This is a genomic window from Cupriavidus sp. SS-3, from assembly GCF_035818815.1.
GTDB lineage: Bacteria > Pseudomonadota > Gammaproteobacteria > Burkholderiales > Burkholderiaceae > Cupriavidus > Cupriavidus taiwanensis_C.
In genome coordinates this window covers 325,720-346,949 of record NZ_JAYLVT010000002.1, presented here as the reverse complement: position 1 = coordinate 346,949, position 21,230 = coordinate 325,720, and the positions used below count along the sequence as shown (strand labels likewise).

Below are 21,230 nucleotides of genomic sequence, written 5' to 3'. Positions count from 1 at the left end.
CCGTCGCCAGTGGCCGCTAGGCCCCGAACAGTTCGCTGCAGGCCGCCCGCACCGCCGCCGTGACCTGCCCGCGGCCGTGGTCGCGCCGCTCCAGCATGCCGATCTGGCGCATCACCGGCGCGCCGTTGACCAGCAGCGGCAGCACGCGCAAGGCGTCGTCGTCGCGCCAGCGCGCGCGCCGCAGCAGCGGCACCACCGTCACCCCCACCTCCTGCCGCACCAGTTCGACCAGCGCCTCGATCGCGTTCAGCTCCAGGAACTCATTGACCTTCAGGTGGGCGCGGCGCAGCGCGCGCTCGACCAGCACGCCGGTGCGCTGGCTGCGGTCGAAGCGCAGGTAGGGGTTGGCCGCCAGCGCCTCGCGCGCGTCGCGGCCCGGGCTGCCGCGCGCGGCGATGGCCACCAGCGGCTCCTGGTACAGCGGCGTCCAGCGCAGCGTGCCCGGCACGCGTGCCGCGCCTTCCACCAGGATGGCGGCGTCGAGTTCCCCGGCTTCCACCTGCGCCGCCAGCTCGATCGACTTGGCGCCGACCAGTCTCACATCGAGGGCCGGATAGGTGCGCTTCATGCGCGCCACCGCGTGCGACAGGCCGCCCATCACCGACACCACCGCGCCCACCGCGACCGCGCCCGCCATGGCTTCGGCCGACGCCAGCGGCAGCCGCATCTCGTCATACAGCGCCAGCAGCTTGCGCGCCTGCGGCAGCAGCGCGCGGCCATCCGCATTAAGCACCGCCACGCGGCCGTTGCGGTCGAACAGCTCGCGGCGCAGCTCGGTCTCCAGCGCACGCATCTGCAGGCTGACTGCGGCCTGGGTCAGGGCCACCTGCGCCGCGGCGGCGGCGAACGAGCCGTGCTCGGCCACGGCGACGAAGGTTCGGAGGAAACGGACAGTGCTCATGCTGCACACCAGGCAAGGAACGCCGGTGTCGCCATGGCGTTCGATACTTAAAAAATTCTTGCGACATCGGAAAGAAATATTAGCTTTCTTTGTGACCGGCGGCACGGAATAATGAAGGCCGATCATCAATCCGCCCTGCGCGTGATTCTCGGAGACACCCATGACATCCTGGCTGCGCCGCCTCGGCACCGGCCTCGGCATCGGCCTGTGCCTGGCCGCCACCCCCGCACTGGCCGACAGCTACCCGAGCAAGCCGATCCGGCTGCTCGTGCCTTTCCCCGCCAGCGGCGCGACCGATCTGCTGGCCCGCGCCATCGCGCAGAAGGTGGGCAGCAACATGGGCCAGCAGATCGTGGTCGACAACCGTCCCGGCGCGGGCGGCGCGATCGGCTCCGACATGGCCGCCAAGGCCGCGCCCGATGGCTATACGCTGCTGATCGCCACCACCAGCACGCATGCGATCGGGCCGCATATCAATCCCCGGCTGCCGTACCAGACCGAGACCGACTTCACGCCGGTGGGCCAGGTCGCGATCGCCACCAACGTGCTGGTGGTGCCCAACAGCCTGCCGGTAAAGAACGTGCGCGAGCTGGTCGACTACGCCAAGAAGCATCCCGGCGAGCTGAACTACGCCTCGAGCGGCAATGGCACCGTGGTGCACCTGACCACCGAGGCGTTCAAGACGCAGGCGGGCGTGTTCATCACCCACATCCCCTACCGCGGCACCGCGCTGGCCGTGCCTGACCTGATCTCGGGCAAGGTGCAGGTGCTGTTCGACAGCATCGTCTCGGGCCTGCCGCATGTGAAGGACGGCAAGCTCAAGGCGCTGGCGGTGACCAGCGCCAAACGCTCGCCGCTGGCGCCGGAAATCCCCACCGTCAGCGAATCGGGCCTGCCAGGCTTCGTCTCCGATACCTGGTTCGGCATCTATGGCCCCAAGGGCATGCCGGCCGATATCGTCAACCGCCTCAATGCCGAGTTCAACAAGGCCATCCAGTCGCCCGAGGTGAAGGAACGGCTGGCCAAGCTGGGCGCCGAACCGGTCGGCGGCACGCCCGCCCAGTTCGCCGCCATGGTGAAGCAGGACAGCGCGCGCTGGGGCAAGCTGATCAGGGATCGCAAGATCACGGCAGAATAAATACGCCACCGAGCGCCCCCGCGCGCACCGAGCACAAAGGACATACCCATGCAGAACTTCAACTGGACCAACCCCTACCCGTCCGTGCGCATTCCGCTGTTTGCGCGCAACGTGGTCTCGACCTCGCACCCGCTGGCCGCGCAGGCCGGCCTGCGCATGCTGCTCAAGGGCGGCAATGCCGTCGATGCCGCCATCGCCGCGGCCGCCGCCATCACTATCGTCGAGCCGGTGTCGTGCGGCCTGGGCAGCGACGCCTTTGCCATCCTGTGGGATGGCAAGTCGCTGCATGGCCTGAACTCGTCGGGCGTGGCGCCGGCGGCATGGAGCCCGGAATACTTCAAGGCCAAATACGGCACCGACGCCAACGGCCTCGCCAACCGCCCGATCCGCGGCTGGGACTCGGTCACCGTCCCCGGCGTGGTCGCCGGCTGGGCCGCGCTGCACGAGCGTTTCGGCAAGCTGCCGTTCGCGGATCTGATGGAACCCGCGATCGAGATCGCAGAGCGCGGCTACGCCGTGCCGCCGGTGGTGGCGCACAAGTGGGCCGCCGCGGTGCCTGAACTGAAGGACCAGCCCGGCTACGCCGAGACCTTCATGCCCAACGGCCGCGCCCCGGCGGTGGGCGAGAAGTTCACCATGAAGGACGCCGCCGAGACCCTGCGCCAGATCGGCGCGACCCGCGGCCGCGCCTACTACGAAGGCGCGATCGCCGAGAAGATCGCCGCCTTCAGCAAGCAGTGCGGCGGCGCGATGACGCTCGACGACCTGCGCAACTACCAGCCCGACTGGGTCAAGCCGATCAGCAAGTCCTACCGCGGCTATGAACTGCACGAGATCCCGCCCAATGGCCAGGGCATCGCCGCGCTGATCGCGCTGGGCATCCTCGACCAGTTCGACCTGGCCTCGATCCCGGTGGATTCGGTCGATTCGCAGCACCTGCAGATCGAAGCCATGAAGCTGGCCTTCGCCGACCTGTACCAGTACGTGGCCGATCCGCGCAGCATGGAAGTCACGCCCGAACAGATGCTGGACGACGCCTACCTGAAGTCGCGCGCCAAACTGATCGACATGCAGCGCGCCACGCATTTCAACTTCGGCATGCCCAAGGTCGGAGGCACCATCTACCTGACCGCGGCGGACGAGAACGGCATGATGATCTCGTTCATCCAGTCGAACTACATGGGCTTCGGCTCGGGCGTGGTGGTGCCGGGCACCGGCATCAGCCTGCAGAACCGCGGCGTCGGCTTCTCGATGGATCCCAGGTCCGCCAACGTGGTCGCGGGCGGCAAGCGTCCGTTCCACACCATCATCCCGGCCTTCCTGACCAAGAACGGCCAGCCGGTGATGAGCTTCGGCGTGATGGGCGGCGACATGCAGCCGCAGGGCCACGTGCAGACCGTGGTGCGCATGCTCGACTACAACCAGCAGCCGCAGGCGGCCTGCTGCGCGCCGCGCTGGAAGGTCAACCGCGACTTCACGCTGGACGTGGAAGGCACCATGGACTCGGCCACGGTCGAGGGCCTGAAGGCGCGCGGCCACCAGCTCAAGTCGGTGGACGATCCGTACATGGACTTCGGCTCGGGCCAGTTCATCTGGCGAATGTCGGACGACGCCGAGCACGGCTACGTCGCCGCCAGCGACAGCCGGCGCGACGGGCAGGCGGTGGGGTTCTAAGGCAAAAAAAAGCGCGGTTTTGGGTGCGCCAACGCCGCCCGAACTCGCCCAAGCAAGGTGTTCTCCCTCTCCCCTCATGGGGAGAGGGACCGGGGTGAGCGGTGGGCTAGCAAGGTACCAAACGGAGCGAAGCCTTTGGTTTTCACCCACGGGCGTCAGCCTTTGACCCGCCGGCCCTCTCCCCCGCCCCTCTCCCGCAAGCGGGCGAGGGGAGCTTGCTGCAAGCGGCAGCGCGAGAATTGTGCGCTACATTGACGCTTTCGCCTCCCAGCCCCACTGCCCAGCCTGCCATGACCCCGCACGCCATCACCACGCTGGCCGAACTGGAAGCGCTCTACGCGCAACCGGCGGCGCCCTCGCTGTCCAAGCAAGTCGATTACCTGCACCCGCACTACCAGGCCTTTATCGAGGCGGCGCCGTTCTGCCTGCTGTCGACGGTGGGCCAGGACTGGGCCGAATGCTCGCCGCGCGGCGACGCGCCCGGCTTCGTCCAGGTGCTGGACGAGCGCACGCTGCTGCTGCCGGACCGGCGCGGCAACAACCGCATCGACAGCCTGCGCAATATCGTTGCCGATCCGCGCGTGGGCCTGCTGTTCGTGATTCCCGGCATCAACGAGACCATCCGCGTCAACGGCACCGCGCAGATCAGCGTCGATCCGGCGCTGATCGCGCGCTGCGTGGTCGACGGCAAGGCGCCGACCACGGTGCTGGTGATCACGGTGCAGGCGGTGTTCTTCCAGTGCGCCCGCGCGCTGATCCGCTCGCGCCTGTGGGCCGCGCAGTCGCAGGTCGCGCGCCAGACCCTGCCGAGCAACGGCGAGATCCTGGCCACGCTGAGCGGCAACGCCATCGACGGCGCCGCCTATGATCGCGAGCTGCCCGAGCGGCAGCGCACCACGCTCTACTAGCGCGGCAGCCACTCCGGCGCATGCGTGCCGAGCGGCTCGGACGGCAGCGTCCAGCGCGCCGGCGTCGCGGACAGCTGCGCGGCGTGGCGCACCGCCGTCAGCATGCCGAAGCCGGACGGCACCGCTTCGAGCAGATCGGCCACGTCGTCGATCTTCTGCTCTGGCGCCTTGAGCCCGTCCGTCACGCGCCCCAGCCCGCGCAGCCACTGCCCCACCTGCGCCAGCGACACGCGCACATGCCAGCTGCCGCCCTCCACCGCGCGCCGGTGCAGCGCGGCCATGGCGCCGAACGCCAGCAGGTAGCCCGCGGCGTGGTCCAGCACCTGGGCCGGCAACGGCCGCGGCGTGTCGCCGCCCGCGGCTTCCGCCTCGGCGTGGTTGAAGCCGGTGGCGGTCTGCACCAGCGAATCGAAGCCGCGCTTGTGCGCCCACGGCCCGACGTGGCCATACGCGCTCAGCGACACATAGATGATGCCCGGACGGGCGCGCGCGGCGGCCTCCGGGCCGGCGCCCAGTTCGGCCAGGCCGCCCGGCCGGTAGCCTTGCACCAGCACGTCGGCGCCGTGCAGCAGCTTGTGCAGCGTGCGCTTGTCGTCGGCATCGCGCAGGTCCAGCTGGCAGCTGCGCTTGCCGCGGCCGGTGTCGATCACCAGCGGTGCGATCGACGGCAGGTGCGGCGCGGTCACCAGCAGCACGTCGGCGCCATGCGCGGCCAGCGTGCGGCCCGCCACCGGGCCGGCGATGATGCGGGTGAAGTCGAGCACGCGCACGCCCGACAGCGGCTGCGCGTCCGCGGACAGCGGCGCCGGCAGCGGCTGCGGCGGGGCGTCGCCGATCCGCTCCAGTGTTACCGGCGGCAGGCCGCGCAGCGCCGCGGCTTGCGGATGGCGGTCCCATGCGTCGAAGCTGCGCAGCGCAGCCACGACCAGGCCGGCGTCGGACGCAGCCGTTTCGAACGCCTCGGCTTCCCATTTTTCCAGCGCCGCCTGTACCGCGTCCTTGTCATAGGCGCATCCGAGCAGGCGCAGCACGCCGTCGCGGTGATGCGGGAAATTGGTGTGCAGGCGGACCCAGCGGCCGTCGCCGCAACGGTAGATGCCGGCGATCCGGTCCCACAGTTCCGGTGCCGGGCCGCCATCGACGCGCAGGTAGCGCTCGCTGCGGAACTCGGTGATGGCGTGGCGCATGTCGACGCTGACCTGCTGCCCGTGGCCGCTGCGCCCTTGCCACAGCGTGGCGGCGGCCAGCGCCGACGCGGCCAGGCTGGCCTGCGCCGCGGTGCCCACGGCAAAGCTCGAAGGCAGCACCGGCTCGGCGCCATCCAGGCGCAGGTGGGCCAGCGCCCCGGCGGGCAGGCCGGCATCGCGCCATAGCGCGGCAACGACATCGTGGGGCATGGGCGGCACTTGTGCCGCAACGGTGGGGGCATTCATGGGCGTTCCTGATGCGATGGGTCACGCTCCATGCTACTCCGACACATCACTTTGCGGTGCGGCGGCCGGCGCGCGGCAACGGACAAGACCACAAATGAGCCGGTGCTCAAGGCGTGCGGCGCCGCCGGCACGGTAAAATCCCGCTATTGGCATTCCGCCACGCAATCCGACGACCCGGCCCCACGCCTTGCAGGCGCTTGCGGCCGGCCAACCGGCGCCATCATGAGCCACGACAACAAGCCTACCGACAGCACCCCAGCCGCCTCCAACTTCCTGCGCAGCATCATCGACCAGGACCTCGCCGCCGGCACGTACGCCGGGCGCCAGGACCAGCAGGGCGAGCCGCTGCCGGCCGTCATCACCCGCTTCCCGCCGGAGCCCAACGGCTACCTGCATATCGGCCACGCCAAGAGCATCTGCCTGAACTTCGGGCTGGCGCGCGACTACGGCGGCCGCTGCCACCTGCGCTTCGACGACACCAACCCGGTCAAGGAAGACACCGAATACGTCGACTCCATCATCGACGCCGTGCACTGGCTCGGCTTCTCCTGGGACAGCACCGGCAAGGACGGCGCCGCGCAGCCGCACCTGTACTACGCCAGCGACTACTTCGACCAGCTCTACGCCTTTGCCGAGACGCTGATCGAGCGCGGCGCCGCCTACGTCGACAGCCAGTCGGCCGAGCAGATCGCCGCCAGCCGCGGCAATTTCTCCGAGCCGGGCAAGGCCTCGCCCTTCCGCGACCGCAGCGTCGAGGAAAACCTGCAGCTGTTCCGCGACATGCGCGCCGGCAAGTACGGCGACGGCGAGCACGTGCTGCGCGCCAAGATCGACATGGCCGCGCCCAATATCGTCATGCGCGACCCGGTGCTCTACCGCATCCGCCACGCGCATCACCACCGCACCGGCGACAAGTGGTGCATCTACCCGATGTACGACTTCACGCACTGCATCTCGGACGCGCTGGAGAACATCACCCACTCGCTGTGCACGCTGGAGTTCGAGAACAACCGCCCGCTGTACGACTGGGTGCTGGAGCACCTGCGCGACAGCGGCGTGTTCCGCGACCCGCTGCCGCACCAGTATGAGTTCGCACGGCTGAACCTGACCTACGCCATCACCAGCAAGCGCAAGCTCAAGCAGCTGGTCGACGAAAAGCGCGTCGATGGCTGGGACGATCCGCGCATGCCCACGCTGGTGGGCGTGCGCCGCCGCGGCTACACGCCGGAATCGATCCAGCTGTTCTGCGACCGCGTCGGCGTGGCCAAGGCCGACAGCTGGATCGACATGAGCACGCTCGAAGGCTCGGTGCGCGACGACCTCGACGGCCGTGCCGCCCGTGGCGTGGCCGTGCTGGACCCGCTCAGGCTGATCATCGACAACTACCCCGAAGGCCAGAGCGAGGAATGCTCGGCGCCGGTCCACCCCAAGAAGCCGGAACTGGGCAAGCGGGTGTTCCCGCTGTCGCGCGAGCTGTGGATCGAGCGCGAGGACTTCAACGAGGCGCCGCCCAAGGGCTACTTCCGCCTGTTCCCCGGCAACAAGGTGCGCCTGAAGTACGGCTATGTGATCGAGTGCACCGGCGTGGACAAGGACGCCGACGGCAACGTCGTGGCGGTGCACGCCACCTATCTGCCCGACACCAAGAGCGGCACGCCGGGCGCCGACAGCGTCAAGGTCAAGGGCGTGATCCACTGGGTCAGCGCGGCGCATGCGTATGAAGCCGAGGTGCGCCTGTACGACCGCCTGTTCAGCGATCCCAACCCGGATGCCGGCGGCAAGAACTTCCTCGATGCGCTCAACCCGGATTCCAAGCAGGTGATCACCGCCTACCTGGAGCCGGGCCTGCGCGAGGCGCAGCCGGAAGACCGCTTCCAGTTCGAGCGCCATGGCTACTTTGTCGCCGACCGCAGCGATTCGACGCCGGGCAAGCCGGTGTTCAACCGCATCGTCGGCCTCAAAGACAGCTGGGGCAAGTAATGGGCAGACCTGGCAAGGCAGCCGTGCAGACCATCACCTTCCCGCTCGAGGGCGAGTTCATCGCCCTCAATGACCTGCTCAAGCTGGCGGGCGTATGCGACAGCGGCGGCGCCGGCAAGGCGCTGGTCGCGGCCGGCGAAGTCTCGGTGGACGGCGCGCCCGAATCGCGCAAGACTGCCAAGATCCGCGCCGGGCAGGTGGTGGGCCTGGCGGGCATCGAGATCCGCGTGGTCGCCGCCTGAACGCGCGGACCAGCCGGCGCGCCGCCCCAGGCGGCCAGCGCCGGCACAGCAACCGAAAGGACGACTATGCCGATCGCTTTCTGGTGCGTGCTGCTGGCCGGCGTGCTGCCGCTGGCGACGGTGGCCATCGCCAAGGCCAGCGCGCCGGGCTACGACAACCATGACCCGCGCGGCTGGCTGGACCGGCAATCCGGCCGCGCGCGCCGCGCCGACCTGGCGCACCGCAACCATTTCGAGGCCTTCCCCTTCTTTGCCGCGGCGGTGCTGAGCGCCACCTTGCTGCAGGCGCCGCAGGCCCGCATCGACGAACTGGCGATGGCCTTCATCGCGGTGCGCCTGCTCTACACCCTGTGCTACATCACCGACCGCGCCACCCTGCGCACGCTGTGCTGGACCATCGGCTACCTGACCGTGGTGGGGATCTTCCTGCTGCCGGTCTTTGTCCACTGACGCCCATGGGCCTGCGCGCGCTGGTGCTCATGGCCGCCATCGGCATCACCGCCGCCCACGCGGCGCCGGTCGAGTACACCCTGGATCCGGCCCATACCACCGTCTATTTCTCCGCCAGCCATTTCGAGCGCAGCTCGGTGCGCGGGCGCTTCGGCAAGCTCGACGGGCGCCTGCTCTATGACGCGGACAGCGGCGCCGGCGCAATCGACGTGACCGTGGACCTGGGCTCGGTCGATACCGGCAACCGCACGCTGGATGGCGTGCTGCGCTCGCCACAGTTCTTCGATATTGCCGAGCATCCGGTGGCGCGGCTGCGTGCTGACCGGTTCCTGACGGAAGCCGGCCGCCTTGTCGCCGTGGAGGGCGAGCTGACGCTGCACGGCGTGACCCGGCCCGTGCGCCTCACGGCCGAGCGTTTCCGCTGCGGCGAGGTCACGCTGTTCGGCGTGCGCCGCCAAGTCTGCGGGGGCGACTTCCGCGCCGAAGTGCCGCGCAGTGCCTTTGGCATGACCCGGTTCCTCCCTGAGGTCGGCGACATCGTTACGCTGCAAGTGGCGGTCGAGGCATCGCCTGCCGCAAGCCTTCCGCGCTGACTCCGCGCTTACCCTACTCGTCACCTGCGCCACAAATTTCTCTTGTAGAATCAGCGCTTTGCAAAATCCCTGCCACGCCCGTCCGCGTGTGCGGCGACGCGAGACAGAGACCATGTTCGAGATTCATTCCGGCGACATCGTGGCCGCCGCGCTGGCGGCTGCCGGGGCCTGCCTGGCCTGCAGCATTCCGGGCGACTTCCTGCGCCGCTTCCCGCTGTGGGCAGTACGCACCTACGGGCGCGGCGCGCTGCTGATGCCGTTCCTGGCGATGATGGTCGGCACCTGGCTGTTTCGCCTTGGCCTGGCCGGCCAGCTCGACACCCCGCCGGGCCAGGCACTGCTGGTGGCGGCGGCCTTCCTCGGCACCCTGCTGGTGTCGGCGCTGCTGCGCTTCTACCTGAAGGAATACCGCAAGCGCTGAGGCGCGGGCTTTGAATCGACGGGGCTGAATCGCGTATGATGCGGCCTTTTGCGTCGTACGCACCCCAGCCCGGGGCGCCTGCCGCTTACCTCACCTCATGGCGCTCAAATCCACCATCTTCAAGGCCGAACTGTCCGTGTCGGACATGGACCGGCCCTACTACGGCAGCCACAGCCTGACCATCGCCCAGCACCCGTCCGAGAACGACGCGCGCATGATGGTGCGCCTGCTGGCCTTTGCCTGCGAAGCCAGCGAAACCCTGGCCTTTACCCGCGGCCTCGACGAACCCGACGAGCCCGACCTGTGGGACAAGCGCCTGACCGGCGACATCGCCCATTGGGTCGAACTGGGCCAGCCCGACGAAGCCCGCCTGAAACGCGCCGCGGCGCGCGCCGAGCGCGTGACCGTCTACACCTACAATGCCGCGAGTGCGCGCGAATGGTGGAAGGGCATGGCGGGCAAGGCCGGCAAGCTGCGCAATGTGACCGTCTACAATGTCCCGGCGGAGGCCGTCGACGCGCTGGCCGCGCTGGCGCAGCGCGCCATGCGCCTGTCGGTGACGATCCAGGACGGCGATATCTGGGTGGCCGACGACGACCGCAACGTACAACTGACGCTGGAAGTGCTCCAGCGCGCCCAAGCCTGAGCGCAGCGGCGCTGCGCTCATCTTCCCTGTCCACGTCTTTTCCATCGCAAGGAAACCACGCCATGCAAACCACGCCCTCTGGCCTGCAATACGAAGACACCACCGTCGGCTCCGGCGCCGAAGCCACCGCCGGCAAGCACGTCACCGTGCACTACACCGGCTGGCTGTACGAGAACGGCCAGGCCGGCCGCAAGTTCGATTCGAGCAAGGACCGCAACGACCCGTTCGTGTTCCCGCTGGGTGCCGGCCATGTGATCCGCGGCTGGGACGAGGGCGTGCAAGGCATGAAGGTCGGCGGCGTGCGCCGCCTGGTGATCCCGGCCGACCTGGGCTATGGCGCGCGCGGCGCCGGCGGCGTGATTCCGCCGAACGCGACGCTGCTGTTTGAAGTGGAACTGCTGGCGGTTTAAAGCTAGCGATTCAGGCCGGCGCCGCCGCTCCCGCGCCAGCAGGAGCGGCGTCCCGGCCGAAGCATTCAGCCCGGACGCTCTCAGAAACCGATGGCGGCGTTGCCGACATCGACGCGGACCTTGTCCCGGTCCAGCAGCCGCGCCGCATGGCGCGCATAGTCCTGCGCCCAGGCAGCATCGCCGGAGAAGCGCGCTTCTCCAGAGAACTTGGCGACGTTCAGGATCTTGTCGATCACCAGCACCTTGCCCACCGGGCTCGAGGCCTGGCAGTCCAGCTCGGTGTATTCCCGGTCGAACCAGCGCCAGGCGGCATCCTCGGTGACCGCGGCCAGCTCGTCCGTGCCGATCGTGAAGTCATATTCCTTGCCGCTGCCGAACACCACCGTAAGCGTACGTGCCATCGCAGGTTCCCCCTGGGTTGGATTGAGGCCCCATTGTAAGGACTCGGCGGCGCAAGCGGCGCGCCATTGCACCGCATTTCGCGCCGGCCTGACCACCGACAAGGCGCGCCGCCGCACCGCCATCGCACGTGGCAACGGCGACACGCGGCCGCGACCGTTGTCTGGCGCCCACACCGCGACCGCTGACTCGGACAATTCCGAGTAAAAGTGCCACTTGTGGCATTTCCGCGACCCGCCCGGGACGCCGCTTTGATTTATGCTTGCAGCATGGGCATCACGCGACAGGACCTCGAATCCGACCGGCTGCGCACCTCGCTGTGCAGCACCCCGGTTGCGTCCTCGCTGTTGCCCGAGGCCGCGCTGGAACAGTCGCTGGCCGATACGCTGGCGCGCCGCCCCGACGATCCCGCGCTGGGCGGCGATGTCTGGGTGTTCGGCTACGGCTCGCTGATCTGGAACCCGATGGTGGTGCACACCGAGCGCCAGCGCGCCACGGTGCACGGCTACCACCGCGGCTTCTACCTCTATTCCCGTATCAACCGCGGCACCTGGGACAATCCCGGGCTGGTGCTGGGCCTCGACCGCGGCGGCTGCTGCCACGGCATGGCCTTCCGCGTGCCCAGCCATGTGGTCGAGCAGGAGTTCCGCGTGCTGTGGCGCCGCGAGATGCTGACCGGCGCCTACCATCCGCGCTGGCTGCGCATCCGCGTTGGCGCCGCCGGCGCGCCGGAGCAGCGCGCGCTGGCCTTCGTCATGAACCGCTCCCACGAGGCCTACGCCGGCCGGCTGCCGGACACCAGCGTGGTGGAGCGGCTGCGCCACGCCACCGGCCTCTACGGGCCGGCACGCGAGTACCTGCAACAGACCCTGCTGGGACTGGCCACCAACGGCGTCGACGATCCCTACCTCGGGCGGCTCTGGCGCCAGTTGCAAGCGGGCGATGCCGCCGATGCCGCCGATGCCGCCGAACCTGCCGGCGGCCAGGTGCCGGACCACGCCACGCTGCCGACCAGCCCTCACGAAACCGTCTGAGCCCAGGAGCTGCCGCCATGACGCGCCCCGCCGCCCGCACCCGCAGACAGGCACTCAATGAGTTGCTGGGGCTGGTGGGCTTGCTGATGGGCGGCGGCCTGCTGGCGGCGCAGGGCGGCCAGACCCTGGCGGCGCGTCCCGCCGGCGGCGCCGCCAACCCGCCCGCGGCGCGCCTGCCGCGCACCCCCGCCACGCAGGCGCCGGCACGTCGCGACGCCATCGGCACGCTCGACCGCAACCTGATCACCGCCGCCAGCGCCGGCGACCAGGCCCTGGTGGCGCGCCTGCTGGCCGCCGGCGCCTCGGCCCGCGCCGCCGACGAACGTGGCCACAGCGCGCTGCTGGCGGCCGTGCAGAACCGCCACACCGAGGTCGCGCGCACGCTGATGCTGGCCGGCGCCGACGTCAACCTGAAGGATGCCGATGCCAACAGCCCGTTCCTGCTGGCGGCCGCCAGCGGCCAGGCCGACATGGTGCGGCTGGCGCTGGCGCACGGCGCCGACCTCGCCAGCACCGACCGCTACCATGGCACCGCGCTGATCGTGGCCAGCCAGCAGGGCCACGTGGAAGTTGTGAAGCTGCTGCTCAAGGCCGGCATCGCCGTCGACCACGTCAACGACCTGGGCTGGACCGCGCTGCTGGAGGCGGTGATCCTGGGGGACGGCAGCGCGCGCTACGAGGATACGGTGCAGCTGCTGCTGGACGCGGGCGCCGACGCCAACCTGGCCGACCGCGAAGGCGTGACGCCAACGCGCCATGCGCGCCAGCGCGGCTACAAGACCATGGTGAAGATGCTGATGCGGGTGCGCGGCCATTGAGGCTGCGCACCCGCCACCACGCTCGCGATTGTGTACTCCCTCTCCCCATGAGGGGAGAGGGAGTACCCCCTTCTGCCTCTTGGCCTAGGCGCCGGCCCGTGCGTTCTCGCTTTCCTGCAGCTGCCGCCACATCACCTTGCCGGTGCCCGACTTCGGCAGCGCCTCGACGAATTCCACCACGCGCGGGTACTTGTAGGCGGCCATGTTGTCCTTCGCCCAGTCGATGATCTGCTCGGGCGTGGTCTTGCCCCTGGCATGGGCGCGCAGCACCACCACCGCCTTGACGGTCTCGCCGCGGTATGGGTCGCGGGTGCCGATGATGCAGGCTTCCTGCACGTCCGGGTGCTTGTACAGCAGGTTCTCGACCTCGGCCGGCCACACCTTGAAGCCCGACGCATTGATCATGCGCTTAAGCCGGTCAGTGATGAAGTAGTAGCCCTCTTCGTCCATGCGGCCCAGGTCACCGGTGCGGAAGAAGGTCTTGCCCTCGAACTCGATGAAGGCCTCGCGGGTGGCTTCCTCCTTGCCCCAGTAGCCCTTGAACACCTGCGGGCCGCTGACGATGATCTCGCCGATCTCGTTGGGCGGCAGCTCCTTGAGCGTGACCGGGTCGATCACGCGCGCGTCGGTGTTGAAGGTCGGCACGCCCAGGCACTGCAGCTTGGGCCGGTCCGACGGGTTGCTGTGGGTCGGCGCCATGGTCTCGGACAGGCCATAGCCCTCCAGGTAATTCAGCCCGAACTGCTCGCGCAGGCGCTCGGCCACCGCCTGCGGCATGGCCGCGCCGCCGCCGCCGATATAGCGCAGGCTCGACAGGTCGAATTCGGCCAGGTTGGGGCTGGCCAGGAAGTCGATCACCATGGTCGGGATATTGGTCCAGTGCGTGACCTGGTAGCGCGAGATCAGGCGCCCCGCCACTTCGCGGTCCCAGCGCGGCAGCATCACCACGGTGGCGCCGCTGTAGATCGGGCCGTTCATGCCGTACTGCATGCCGGTGACGTGGAACAGCGGCAGCACCGACAGCACCACCGACTCCGCGCCCGAGCCCGACCAGGTCGCGCCGCCGACGATGTTGTGCATCACCGAGCGGTGGGTGTGGATGCAGCCCTTGGGGAAGCCGGTGGTGCCCGAGGTGTACGGCATCACCGCCATGTCGTCCGGGCCGGCGGTATGCGGCCCCGGCTGCAGCCCCGCGCCGAGCGCGTCGGCCCACGTGGTGGCGCCGGCGGGCAACGGATGCGGCGTGGTCAGCCAGGCCGGCGGCGCGTCTTCCGGATGTTCGTGGGCCGGCGGCAGCGCGTCGGCGTATTGAGTCACCAGCAGGTGCTGCAGGCGCTGCGCCGGCTCCAGCTCGGCCTGCGCCTGCTCGACGCCGGCGGCGAGGTCGGCGGTGAAGATCGCCACGCGCGCCTGGGCGTCGGTGACGTAGTGCTTGAATTCCTCGGCGCGGTTCATCGGGTTGACCGGCACCACCACCGCGTCGGCGCGCAGGATGGCGTAGTAGCTGACGATGAACTGCGGACAGTTCTGCATGTACAGCAGCACCCGGTCGCCCTTCTTCACACCCGCCTTCTGCTGCAGCCAGCCGGCCAGCGCGGTGGCCTGGTCTTGCAGCTCACGGAAGCTGATGGCGTTGCCGAAATAGCGGATCGCGGCCTTGTCGGCATAGCGCAGCGCCGAGACCTCCAGGTTGGCCCACAGCGATGTTTCCGGCAGCACGATGGCGGGCGGCAGGCGCTTTGGCCAGAACTGGAAATGCGGGCGGTCGGGGTTCGGCATGAAGGGTCTCCTGTGCGGTCTCGCGGACCGGGTCTGTCGTATGGTCAAGGACTATAACCGAACGATCGTTCTATTTTCAACCGGTGACTTCCCGCACGGCGCGTGCGAGGGCGGCCGCGGGCGTTGCAATCGGCGCCTTCGCCCTCACAATAAGGGGTATCGATTCCCCTTTCTCTCCCGACCAGGATTCCCCATGAGCGACGTCACCCTGCAGAATTTCGAAACCGAAGTGATCGACGCCTCGCGCCAGATGCCGGTGCTGGTCGATTTCTGGGCGCCGTGGTGCGGCCCCTGCCGCACGCTGGGCCCGATGCTGGAGCGCCTGGAAGCCGAAGCGAACGGCCAGTGGAAGCTGGTCAAGGTCAATGTCGACGAGAACCAGGAGCTGGCCGCGCACTTCGGCGTGCGCAGCATTCCCCATGTGGTGGCGATCGACGACGGCCAGGCGGTGGACCAGTTCACCGGCGTGCTGCCGGAATCGGGCCTGCGCGAGTTCCTGAGCCGGCTGGCGCCGGGCCAGGCCAGGTCGCCGCTGGCCGACGCGCTGGCACTCGCCGCCGCCGGCAACCGCGACGGCGCCGAGACCTTGTTCGCCGATGCGATCGCAGCCGATCCGGAATCCGATGCCCCGCGCCTCGCCTATATCGGCTTCCTGCTGGACGGCAACGCCGTCGACCGGGCCCGGGCCGAGTTCGCGGCGCTGTCGCCACGGGCGGAACAGGAAGATGGCTATGGCGCGCTGCGCACGCGCATCGATGCGATGGAGAACGCCGCCGGGCTGCCCGATGCGGCCACCCTGGCCGGGCGCATCGAAGCCGATCCGCGCGACCTCGCCGCGCGCCTGGACCTGGCGCGGCTGATGATCGCGCAGCAGCAATACGAGCCGGCGCTGGAACAGCTGCTGGCGATCGTGCGCGCCGACCGCGGCTTCGACGACGATATCGGCCGCCGCACCATGCTGTCGGTATTCGAGATGCTGGCCGACCGGCCCGAGGTGGTGTCACGCTGGCGCCGCCAGCTGAGCACGTCGCTGAACTGACGGTGACGCGGGCCCGGCGCGGTAAACTGGCGCATTCTCAGTTCCGCCGCCTCCGCGATTCCCCCCGCTGACATGACCGCGCCCCGCCTGATCGACTTCAAGACCGCACCCGCCCCCAGCCACGACCGGCCGCGCCCCGACCGGCTGGTGGCGGGCAATCCGGACCGCACCACCTGGACGCACTACAGCGCGCAGCATGGCGATTTCGATTGCGGTATCTGGGCGTGCGAGCCGGGCGCGTGGCGCATCGCGTTCCCGGCGGGAAAGGAAGAATTCTTCCACGTCATCAGCGGCCGCATCCGCATCAGCGACGACAGTGGCCAGGCCAGCGAATTCGGCCCTGGCGATGCCTGCGTGATCCCGGGCGGCTTTACCGGCGTGTTCCAGGTGCTGGACCCGGTGCGCAAATACTTCGTGGTGATCGACCGCGATGCGGCGCGCCAGGCCTGAGCGCCGGGCCCGCGGCGATCACGCCGCCGTGGCGGGACCTTCGATCAGCGTGAAGCCGTTTTCGCGCATATGCTCGACCATCATCGCGTCCATCGACTTGACGTGATGGTCGAACCAGCCTGACAGCTCGGCCACCAGCCGGCGGCCAAGCTGGAACTCCGCCTCGCTGTGCACCTTGTCGCGCACCGCGACCGCCACCGCCAGCACCTGCTGGTGCTCGCCCGCGTGGCAATGGCGCGGGCCGAACCCCATGGCCTCCATCCACTGTTCTTCCTGGGCGAAATGATGGCGCGTATGGTCGATCCATGCGTCCATCGCCGCCAGGAAGGCGTCGTCGTCGGCGCTGGCGACCGCCGCCAGCAGCTGCACGAACTCGGCGTGGGTGGCGTCGGTGACCGGTTCGCCCAGGTGCAGGTGGTCCGGCAGGCCGGCGGAGGAAAGCTGGTCTTTGGCGTCCATGGGGAGGGGCGGCAAGCGTGGAGAAAAACGGCAAGGATACCGAATCGGCGCGACCCGGGCCTGATCTGGCGCAAGCGAGCGGGTATGCTGTGAGCAATGCGGCCGGTCCGTCACCCTACCGTCTTACGCTCATGCCACGACTGATCTTCTTCTGCGGCCATGCCGGCACCGGCAAGACCTCCCTGGCCCACCGCCTGATCGGCCCGCTGATGCAGGCCACCGGCGAGCCGTTCTGCCTGCTCGACAAGGACACGCTATACGGCCGCTACAGCGCCGCGGCCATGGCCGCCATCACCGGCGATCCCAACGACCGCGACAGCCCGGCCTACCTGGAGCACCTGCGCGACCCCGAATACCAGGGCCTGCTCGACACCGCGCGCGAGAACCTGGCGCTGGGCATCAGCGCGATCGTGATCGGGCCGCTTTCGCGCGAGGTCCGCGCCCACCTGCTGAACGACCCGGACTGGCTGCACGTACCCGCCGGCACCACGGTGCGCACGGTCTGGGTCCACCTGCCCGAGGACGAGGCCCACGCGCGCATCATCCGGCGCGGCAACCCCAACGACGCCTACAAGCTGGCGCACTGGGACGCGTACCGGACCCGGCGCTTCATGCCGGCGCCCGCCGACTATCCGGAACTGATCTTTTTCGACAACCGGGCACCGGAGCAGGCCGACATCGACGCGCTGCTGCGCGCGCTGAGCGCCTGAACGGCGCGGCGGCGCCAGTCCTCAGCCGCGCGCGATCGCGCCGATCGCCGCCGACGCCGCGACAAAGCCGAACACCGCCGTCACCGCCACCGACGAGCCGAAGCCGGCGCAGGCCAGCCCTTGCGGCCCGCGCGCGGCGGGCTGGCCCGGCTGCACCTCCAGCGGCGGCGCCTCGTCGATCTCGCAGGCCTGCTGCTCGGGCTCCGGATATTGCAGCGGCTCGTCGGAGTAGACCGCGGCGATGCCGAACTTCTTTTTCGGGTCGCGGGTAAAGCCCCACTGCTTGCGCAGGCCGGCGCGCACCTTGGACAGCAGCGGGTCCTGGATCGTGCGCGCGAGGTCGTCGATGCGCACGCGCGTGGGGTCGAGCTGGCCGCCGGCGCCGCCGCAGGTGATCACCGGCACGCCCTGACGCCGTGCCCAGCCCAGCATGGCGGTCTTGACCCGCACCGCGTCGATGGCGTCGATCACATAGTCATAGCCGGCGCCGAGCAGGTCCGGCACGTTGTCGGCGGTAACAAAGTCGTCGACCTGGGTCACGCGGCAACGCGGGTTGATGGCGACGATGCGCTCGGCCATGGCATCGACCTTGGCACGCCCGTAGGCGTCGCCCAGCGCATGGATCTGCCGGTTGGTGTTGGACAGCGCGATATGGTCCAGGTCGATCAGCGCGATGCGGCCCACCGCGTTGCGTGCCAGCGCCTCGGCCGCCCAGCTGCCGACCCCGCCGATGCCGACCACGCACACGTTGGCCGACTCCAGCCGCGCCAGCCCGGCGGCGCCGTACAGCCGCGCCACGCCGCCGAAACGGCGGTGGTAGTCGTCGTCGGCCGGGCTTTCGTGGGTCAGCGGCTCGGGCAGGCCAGCCAGCTCGTGTGCGGCATCGTTCATACGGAAAGGAGCGGATCCGGGGACGCGTGGCCATGCCACCCACGCCAATGCCGGCGCAAAAAATCCGGCATTTTCCGGCGGCGATGTCAGCCAGTCCCCGACAAGGACGGGAAGCGCGCAACTATACAATAGACCTGCAGTGGTCCGTTCGCCGCGCCGCCCCGCGCGGGTTCCGCGGGCCCTCGCCCCCGCCAGCCAGGAGCCCGCCTCATGCCCGTGCGCCGCAAGGTCGTTCTGTGGAGTGTCCTGACACCGGTCGCGCTGATCGCGCTGCTGGTGGTCGTGATCCTGACCTTCGACTGGAACCGGATCAAGCCCTGGCTCAACGACCGCGTCTCCGAAGCCATCGGCCGCCCCTTTGCCATCAATGGCGACCTCACCGTGACCTGGCGCCGCGGCGAGGGCGAGCAAGGCTGGCGCACGCTGGTGCCATGGCCGCGGCTGTCGGCGCGCGACATCACCGTCGGCAACCCGGACTGGGCCGCGCAGCCCCACATGGCGACCGTGCGCGAGCTGATCTTCGTGCTGCGCCCGCTGCCGCTGCTGGCCAACGAGATCGCGGTGCCGACCATCGTCATCGACAGCCCCGCGGTATGGCTGGAACGCCTGGCCGACAGCCGCAACAACTGGACCTTCGACACCGGCCCGAAAAAAAATGGCACCTCGAAATGGCAGCTGGATGTCGGCGAGGTGGTGCTGGCGCGCGGCAACCTGGCGCTGACCGACCAGCTCAAGAAGATCTCGCTGCAGGCGGAACTCGACACCATCGGCAACGCGCCGCTCTATGACAAGGCGCGCGATGGCGCGCTGGTCGAGCCGCAAGCCTCGGCCGTGCCACCCGGGCCGCCGGGCAGCGCCGCCCAGGCGGCCTCGGCGGCGCCCGCCAATGGCGGCGACGGCCGCTATGGCGTGCGCTGGAAAGCGACCGGGCGCTACAACGAAGCCACCATCAACGCCAGCGGCAAGGCCGGCACGGTGCTGAGCCTGCGCAATACCGACGTGCCGTTCCCGATCCAGGCCGATGTGCGCGTGGGCACCACGCGCGCCCAGATCGAAGGCACGGTCACCAATCCGGCGCACCTGGCGGCGCTGGACGTGCACCTGACCCTGGCCGGCGACAGCATGGCCAGGCTCTACGCGCTGACCGGCGTGGTGCTGCCGTCGACGCCGCCATACCAGACCCGCGGCCGGCTGATGGCGACGCTGCGCAAGGAAGGCTCGATCTACGAGTACCAGAAGTTCACCGGCCGCGTCGGCGGCAGCGACCTGTCCGGCACGCTCACCTTCACCAAGCGCGACCCGCGCCCGCTGCTGGCCGGCAACCTGGTGTCGAACCAGCTCCGCTTTGTCGACCTGGCCCCGCTGATCGGCGCCGACGCCAAGCCCGGCCGCCCGGCCAAGGACAGCCCGGTGGCCCAGCCGGCGGACAAGGCGCTGCCGGTGGCGCCGTTCCGCACCGAGCGCTGGGACGAGATCGACGCCGACGTTCACTTCACCGGCAAGCGCATCATCCGCGACGCCGAGCTGCCGATCACCGACCTGGTCACGCACCTGAAGCTGCAGGACGGCGTGCTGCTGCTCGACCCGCTCAACTTCGGCGTGGCCGGCGGCAACCTGGTGTCGACGGTGCGGCTCGACGGCAAGCGCGAGCCCATGGGCGCGATGGTCGACCTGAAGGCGCGGCGCATGAAGCTCAAGCAGCTGTTCCCGACCATCGACCTGATGCGCGCCAGCATCGGCGAACTCAACGGCAGCGCCAAGCTGTCGGCCACCGGCAATTCGGTGGCGGCGCTGCTGGGCTCGTCCAACGGCGAGGCGCGGCTGCTGGTCGAGAACGGCACGGTCAGCAAGTTCCTGCTCGAGGCGATCGGCCTCAATGTCGGCAGCCTGGTGGTGTCGAAGCTGTTCGGCGACAAGCCGGTGCAGATCAACTGCGGCGTCAGCGACTTCGCCATGACCGACGGCGTGGCGCGCGCGCGCACCTTCGTGCTCGACACCCAGGACGCGGTGATCGAGACCACCGGCGGCATCGACCTGCGCAGCGAGCGGCTGGCGCTGACCATCCACCCGGACTCCAAGGGCCTGCGCGTCTTCTCGCTGCGCTCGCCGCTGTATGTGGGCGGCACCATGAAGAACCCGCGCGTCAGCCCCGATATCGGCGTGCTGGCGCTGCGCGCCGGCGGCGCGTTGTCGCTGGCGCTGCTGGCGCCGGTCGCCACCGCGGTGCTGCCGCTGCTCGACCTCTCGCCGGGCGGCGACGACACGCAGTGCGCCAAATTGCTGGCCGAACTCCGCAAGCGCCCCACCGCCCCGCCGCCGGGCAAGACCTACAAGGACCCGAAGGCCGCGGCGGCGCCCGCCGACGCCACCGGCGCGACGGACACAAGCCGGTCCGGCGCGGAGGCCACGGCCAGGCGCCCTGGCCAGCCCGCGGCCGAAGCCCGTGCCGGCAAGCCGCCCGCCGCCAGTCGGCAAGAACCGGCCCGGCCCGCCGCCCAGCGCCCGCCACAGCGCCCGGCCAACGAACGCGCGCCGCAACGCCCCGGCAACGACCGGTCGTTCTACCAGGGCGGATAGATGCACTCGCCACACCGGGCCCCTCGCCGTTTAAACAAAATCGCAACACTTGGCGCCGCTGCGGCAAGTTGACGCACGTTGTCGTTGTGCCGCGCCGCGCTCAGGCGCATAATTAAACGGCCATTTACAAGAAGCTCAAGCATGGCAAGCATTGGCTGCGACGCGGGCTCGCCCGTGTGGCATCCTTGAAGGTGCGGCTGCGGCCGCCCTTTGTTCTTGCTGCCTGTTTTGCGGCCATTTTCCGATTCACCGCTCTGGTACGGCACCCGGCCGGCACC

At 69.5% G+C, this 21,230-nt stretch carries 22 protein-coding genes; 16 read left to right on the top strand and 6 right to left on the bottom strand.

The features are described 5' to 3' along the window. Positions 1-16 precede the first annotated feature (16 nt). Positions 17-901, bottom strand: a complete 885-nt coding sequence (locus U9J39_RS04985; protein WP_115710362.1) for a LysR substrate-binding domain-containing protein — start codon at positions 899-901, stop codon at positions 17-19. Between the two features lie 160 nt (positions 902-1,061). On the opposite strand from U9J39_RS04985, the gene U9J39_RS04980 reads away from it, so the two are divergent. From U9J39_RS04980 to U9J39_RS04970, 3 genes are all read left to right on the top strand, one after another. Beyond that, positions 1,062-2,039 carry a Bug family tripartite tricarboxylate transporter substrate binding protein gene (locus U9J39_RS04980; RefSeq protein WP_115680782.1) on the top strand — a complete coding sequence of 326 codons (978 nt, stop codon included), beginning with the start codon at positions 1,062-1,064 and terminating at the stop codon, positions 2,037-2,039. 48 nt (positions 2,040-2,087) lie between these two features. After that, complete coding sequence (ggt, locus tag U9J39_RS04975; RefSeq protein ID WP_326346646.1) at positions 2,088-3,713, top strand: gamma-glutamyltransferase; 1,626 nt, start codon at positions 2,088-2,090, stop codon at positions 3,711-3,713. Between the two features lie 290 nt (positions 3,714-4,003). After that, complete coding sequence (locus U9J39_RS04970) at positions 4,004-4,621, top strand: pyridoxamine 5'-phosphate oxidase family protein (RefSeq protein WP_115710368.1); 618 nt, start codon at positions 4,004-4,006, stop codon at positions 4,619-4,621. On the opposite strand, the gene U9J39_RS04965 is transcribed toward U9J39_RS04970, so the two are convergent. Further along, positions 4,618-6,054, bottom strand: a complete 1,437-nt coding sequence (locus U9J39_RS04965) for a CoA transferase (RefSeq protein WP_326346645.1) — start codon at positions 6,052-6,054, stop codon at positions 4,618-4,620. The two genes, U9J39_RS04970 and U9J39_RS04965, sit on opposite strands and share 4 nt — an antisense overlap. Positions 6,055-6,276: 222 nt before the next feature. Between U9J39_RS04965 and U9J39_RS04960 the strand changes: the two genes are divergently transcribed. From U9J39_RS04960 to U9J39_RS04930, 7 genes are all read left to right on the top strand, one after another. Further along, complete coding sequence (locus U9J39_RS04960) at positions 6,277-8,034, top strand: glutamine--tRNA ligase/YqeY domain fusion protein (RefSeq protein WP_326346644.1); 1,758 nt, start codon at positions 6,277-6,279, stop codon at positions 8,032-8,034. Further along, a complete protein-coding gene (locus tag U9J39_RS04955; RefSeq protein ID WP_115680787.1) occupies positions 8,034-8,276 on the top strand; it encodes an RNA-binding S4 domain-containing protein in 243 nt (80 codons plus the stop codon). The genes U9J39_RS04960 and U9J39_RS04955 overlap by 1 nt, the downstream gene beginning before the upstream one ends. 66 nt (positions 8,277-8,342) lie before the next feature. Further along, positions 8,343-8,726, top strand: coding sequence for an MAPEG family protein (locus U9J39_RS04950; protein ID WP_115710373.1), 384 nt, complete (start codon positions 8,343-8,345; stop codon positions 8,724-8,726). A 5-nt stretch (positions 8,727-8,731) separates the two neighbouring features. Further along, positions 8,732-9,319, top strand: a complete 588-nt coding sequence (locus U9J39_RS04945; protein WP_115710375.1) for a YceI family protein — start codon at positions 8,732-8,734, stop codon at positions 9,317-9,319. Between the two features lie 112 nt (positions 9,320-9,431). Then, positions 9,432-9,740, top strand: a complete 309-nt coding sequence (locus tag U9J39_RS04940; RefSeq protein ID WP_115680790.1) for a hypothetical protein — start codon at positions 9,432-9,434, stop codon at positions 9,738-9,740. Between the two features lie 97 nt (positions 9,741-9,837). Next, on the top strand, positions 9,838-10,386 hold the full coding sequence (locus U9J39_RS04935; protein WP_012353517.1) for a YaeQ family protein: 549 nt from the start codon (positions 9,838-9,840) through the stop codon (positions 10,384-10,386). A gap of 62 nt (positions 10,387-10,448) precedes the next feature. Continuing rightward, a complete protein-coding gene (locus tag U9J39_RS04930) occupies positions 10,449-10,796 on the top strand; it encodes an FKBP-type peptidyl-prolyl cis-trans isomerase (RefSeq protein WP_018008195.1) in 348 nt (115 codons plus the stop codon). Positions 10,797-10,876: 80 nt separating this feature from the next. Here the strand turns inward: U9J39_RS04930 and U9J39_RS04925 are convergent, their stop codons facing one another. Further along, on the bottom strand, positions 10,877-11,197 hold the full coding sequence (locus U9J39_RS04925; RefSeq protein WP_062801360.1) for a hypothetical protein: 321 nt from the start codon (positions 11,195-11,197) through the stop codon (positions 10,877-10,879). Between the two features lie 267 nt (positions 11,198-11,464). On the opposite strand from U9J39_RS04925, the gene U9J39_RS04920 reads away from it, so the two are divergent. After that, a complete protein-coding gene (locus U9J39_RS04920; RefSeq protein WP_115680793.1) occupies positions 11,465-12,229 on the top strand; it encodes a gamma-glutamylcyclotransferase in 765 nt (254 codons plus the stop codon). Between the two features lie 17 nt (positions 12,230-12,246). Further along, the gene (locus tag U9J39_RS04915; RefSeq protein WP_116312896.1) at positions 12,247-13,047 is read left to right on the top strand and encodes an ankyrin repeat domain-containing protein; all 801 of its coding nucleotides are present in this window, start codon (positions 12,247-12,249) and stop codon (positions 13,045-13,047) included. Positions 13,048-13,131: 84 nt separating this feature from the next. Here U9J39_RS04915 and U9J39_RS04910 read toward each other — a convergent pair whose 3' ends face one another. Beyond that, positions 13,132-14,826, bottom strand: a complete 1,695-nt coding sequence (locus U9J39_RS04910; protein ID WP_326346643.1) for a long-chain fatty acid--CoA ligase — start codon at positions 14,824-14,826, stop codon at positions 13,132-13,134. 193 nt (positions 14,827-15,019) lie between these two features. Between U9J39_RS04910 and trxA the strand changes: the two genes are divergently transcribed. Both trxA and U9J39_RS04900 read left to right on the top strand, forming a co-directional pair. Next, positions 15,020-15,865: a thioredoxin gene (trxA, locus tag U9J39_RS04905; RefSeq protein WP_326346642.1), complete on the top strand. Its 846-nt coding sequence runs from the start codon at positions 15,020-15,022 to the stop codon at positions 15,863-15,865. A 72-nt stretch (positions 15,866-15,937) separates the two neighbouring features. Next, complete coding sequence (locus U9J39_RS04900) at positions 15,938-16,315, top strand: cupin domain-containing protein (protein ID WP_326346641.1); 378 nt, start codon at positions 15,938-15,940, stop codon at positions 16,313-16,315. 18 nt (positions 16,316-16,333) lie between these two features. Here U9J39_RS04900 and U9J39_RS04895 read toward each other — a convergent pair whose 3' ends face one another. After that, a complete protein-coding gene (locus U9J39_RS04895; RefSeq protein ID WP_116312899.1) occupies positions 16,334-16,774 on the bottom strand; it encodes a bacteriohemerythrin in 441 nt (146 codons plus the stop codon). A gap of 131 nt (positions 16,775-16,905) precedes the next feature. Between U9J39_RS04895 and U9J39_RS04890 the strand changes: the two genes are divergently transcribed. Further along, on the top strand, positions 16,906-17,484 hold the full coding sequence (locus tag U9J39_RS04890) for an AAA family ATPase (protein WP_326346640.1): 579 nt from the start codon (positions 16,906-16,908) through the stop codon (positions 17,482-17,484). A 21-nt stretch (positions 17,485-17,505) separates the two neighbouring features. On the opposite strand, the gene tcdA is transcribed toward U9J39_RS04890, so the two are convergent. Further along, a complete protein-coding gene (gene tcdA / locus U9J39_RS04885; RefSeq protein ID WP_326346639.1) occupies positions 17,506-18,375 on the bottom strand; it encodes a tRNA cyclic N6-threonylcarbamoyladenosine(37) synthase TcdA in 870 nt (289 codons plus the stop codon). 210 nt (positions 18,376-18,585) lie between these two features. On the opposite strand from tcdA, the gene U9J39_RS04880 reads away from it, so the two are divergent. Next, positions 18,586-20,952 (top strand): AsmA family protein, encoded by a 2,367-nt coding sequence (locus U9J39_RS04880; protein ID WP_326346638.1) that lies wholly within the window; start codon positions 18,586-18,588, stop codon positions 20,950-20,952. The last annotated feature ends 278 nt before the right edge of the window (positions 20,953-21,230 follow it).

Excerpts from the sequence above, each read along its gene's own strand:
- U9J39_RS04920 (WP_115680793.1), top strand. The coding sequence starts at position 11,465 with ATGGGCATCACGCGACAGGACCTCGAATCCGACCGGCTGCGCACCTCG.
- U9J39_RS04950 (WP_115710373.1), top strand. The coding sequence starts at position 8,343 with ATGCCGATCGCTTTCTGGTGCGTGCTGCTGGCCGGCGTGCTGCCGCTG.
- U9J39_RS04960 (WP_326346644.1), top strand. The coding sequence starts at position 6,277 with ATGAGCCACGACAACAAGCCTACCGACAGCACCCCAGCCGCCTCCAAC.
- ggt (WP_326346646.1), top strand. The coding sequence starts at position 2,088 with ATGCAGAACTTCAACTGGACCAACCCCTACCCGTCCGTGCGCATTCCG.
- U9J39_RS04930 (WP_018008195.1), top strand. The coding sequence starts at position 10,449 with ATGCAAACCACGCCCTCTGGCCTGCAATACGAAGACACCACCGTCGGC.
- tcdA (WP_326346639.1), bottom strand. The coding sequence starts at position 18,375 with ATGAACGATGCCGCACACGAGCTGGCTGGCCTGCCCGAGCCGCTGACC.
- U9J39_RS04880 (WP_326346638.1), top strand. The coding sequence starts at position 18,586 with ATGCCCGTGCGCCGCAAGGTCGTTCTGTGGAGTGTCCTGACACCGGTC.
- U9J39_RS04915 (WP_116312896.1), top strand. The coding sequence starts at position 12,247 with ATGACGCGCCCCGCCGCCCGCACCCGCAGACAGGCACTCAATGAGTTG.
- U9J39_RS04940 (WP_115680790.1), top strand. The coding sequence starts at position 9,432 with ATGTTCGAGATTCATTCCGGCGACATCGTGGCCGCCGCGCTGGCGGCT.
- U9J39_RS04935 (WP_012353517.1), top strand. The coding sequence starts at position 9,838 with ATGGCGCTCAAATCCACCATCTTCAAGGCCGAACTGTCCGTGTCGGAC.
- U9J39_RS04980 (WP_115680782.1), top strand. The coding sequence starts at position 1,062 with ATGACATCCTGGCTGCGCCGCCTCGGCACCGGCCTCGGCATCGGCCTG.
- U9J39_RS04985 (WP_115710362.1), bottom strand. The coding sequence starts at position 901 with ATGAGCACTGTCCGTTTCCTCCGAACCTTCGTCGCCGTGGCCGAGCAC.
- U9J39_RS04925 (WP_062801360.1), bottom strand. The coding sequence starts at position 11,197 with ATGGCACGTACGCTTACGGTGGTGTTCGGCAGCGGCAAGGAATATGAC.
- U9J39_RS04955 (WP_115680787.1), top strand. The coding sequence starts at position 8,034 with ATGGGCAGACCTGGCAAGGCAGCCGTGCAGACCATCACCTTCCCGCTC.
- trxA (WP_326346642.1), top strand. The coding sequence starts at position 15,020 with ATGAGCGACGTCACCCTGCAGAATTTCGAAACCGAAGTGATCGACGCC.
- U9J39_RS04895 (WP_116312899.1), bottom strand. The coding sequence starts at position 16,774 with ATGGACGCCAAAGACCAGCTTTCCTCCGCCGGCCTGCCGGACCACCTG.
- U9J39_RS04910 (WP_326346643.1), bottom strand. The coding sequence starts at position 14,826 with ATGCCGAACCCCGACCGCCCGCATTTCCAGTTCTGGCCAAAGCGCCTG.
- U9J39_RS04970 (WP_115710368.1), top strand. The coding sequence starts at position 4,004 with ATGACCCCGCACGCCATCACCACGCTGGCCGAACTGGAAGCGCTCTAC.
- U9J39_RS04965 (WP_326346645.1), bottom strand. The coding sequence starts at position 6,054 with ATGAATGCCCCCACCGTTGCGGCACAAGTGCCGCCCATGCCCCACGAT.
- U9J39_RS04890 (WP_326346640.1), top strand. The coding sequence starts at position 16,906 with ATGCCACGACTGATCTTCTTCTGCGGCCATGCCGGCACCGGCAAGACC.
- U9J39_RS04945 (WP_115710375.1), top strand. The coding sequence starts at position 8,732 with ATGGGCCTGCGCGCGCTGGTGCTCATGGCCGCCATCGGCATCACCGCC.
- U9J39_RS04900 (WP_326346641.1), top strand. The coding sequence starts at position 15,938 with ATGACCGCGCCCCGCCTGATCGACTTCAAGACCGCACCCGCCCCCAGC.